The organism is Mucilaginibacter sp. SG564 (assembly GCF_013149275.1).
GTDB lineage: Bacteria > Bacteroidota > Bacteroidia > Sphingobacteriales > Sphingobacteriaceae > Mucilaginibacter.
Map to the genome: position 1 here is coordinate 1 of NZ_JABGNA010000031.1, position 1,679 is coordinate 1,679.

General features: G+C 51.8%; 1 protein-coding gene. It reads left to right on the forward strand.

Annotation, left to right across the window (positions count from 1 at the left end):
- Positions 1-149: 149 nt before the first annotated feature.
- Positions 150-1,679: DUF6443 domain-containing protein (locus FHW89_RS28560; protein ID WP_253952341.1), on the forward strand; the 1,530-nt coding region annotated here is incomplete at its 3' end.

Below are 1,679 nucleotides of genomic sequence, written 5' to 3' on the forward strand. Positions count from 1 at the left end.
ACGGATTCGAAGGGCGAGACGACGTATTACGAATATGATAGTTTCCAGCGGCTGATGAATGTAAAGGATAAAGACGGGAACATTCTGAAACACATGGACTATCACTACCAGGGACAATAAATAAAGCAACCTACAAAGACATTATCACGATGAATCATATCAAGATCCTGTTTATGGGCTTAAGCCTACAGCTTTTAGCCATAGGCATAAAAGCGCAGACGCAGGTCACCGCCCCGATGACGGGCACGCCGGCAGCAGGTTCGTATTTCAGTTACAGCAGTATCACGCTGAGCCCGGGCTTTAGCTTTACGGCAGCACCGGGGAGCAGTTTAAGTTTGTATATCGCCAACCCGGATTGCCAGCAACTGGCGAACAGTTTTAACCAGAACCAGAACTATATTGTCACGAGTACGCCCCGTGTTGGTGGGATGCGAACAGTAGGGGCAACGCCGAACTCCGGTGACTTTGCGAACCGGAGCAGTTGCGAACTGATGCAGACGGTACAATACTTTGATGGCCTGGGGAGGCCTTTGCAAACGGTGCAGGTAAAAGGGAGCCCTCTGGGTAGTGATGTGGTACAGCCCTTCGCCTATGACCAGTTCGGGCGGGAAGCGCAGAAATACCTGCCCTATGTAACGCCAGGGAGTAATGACGGGAGTTACAAACCAGACGCGCTGAGCGGAGCCCAAAGCCAGTTCTATACGGCGCCGCCTTCGGGAGTGACAGCGACCAACAGCCCTTTCGCCATCACGAATTTCGAGCCCTCACCCCTGAATCGGGTGATAGAACAGGGGGCACCGGGAGCAGACTGGCAGCCGGTAGCGAACAGTACAGCGGGGCATACGCAGAAGATAGGGTACACGACCAATAACGAGACCCCGCTTTCCAATACCGCAAGTACGATGCTGGCAATGCTGTATACGGCCACGATCAATGCCAACGGCAGCCGGACGCTGGTATTAGGGAATGGCCAGGGGAATTATTATAAAGCGGGGCAGTTGTATGTAACGGTCAGCAAAGATGAGAACTGGGTAAGCGGCAGAAGCGGAACGACGGAAGAATATAAAGACAAAGAGGGCCATGTAATATTGAAACGGACGTTTAACGGATCAGAAAGCGGATTGCAGATCCTGTCGACGTATTATGTATATGACGACCTGGGTAACCTGGCCTTTGTATTGCCGCCCAGAGCATTGGCGGATATCGCCTTACCTTCATCGGTATTGCTGAATAACCTGTGTTACCAGTACCGCTATGACGAACGGAACCGGCTGACGCAAAAGAAGATCCCGGGCAAGGGCTGGGAGTTTACGGTATATAACCGTCTGGACCAGCCGGTATTGAGCCAGGATAGCCTGCAAAGACAAGCTAATCAATGGACGGTAAGCAAATACGACGCGCTGGGCCGGGTAATTATCACCGGACTATGGAACGCGGGCTCCGCTAAAACGTTAAAAAGTTTGCAGGACAGTATCTATGCCAAACCCCAATGGGACACCCGTGACCAGACGAATAATACCACGGCCAATCCCACAGGATACGTGCTGGGCAGTTACCCGGTACTGAGCAAGCGGTTAACGGTAAACTATTATGATGATTATAATGTCCCTAATCTTCCGGCAGGTTACCTGGTAACCAATGGCGTGAGTACCATGACCAAAGGTCTGCTGACCGCGAGT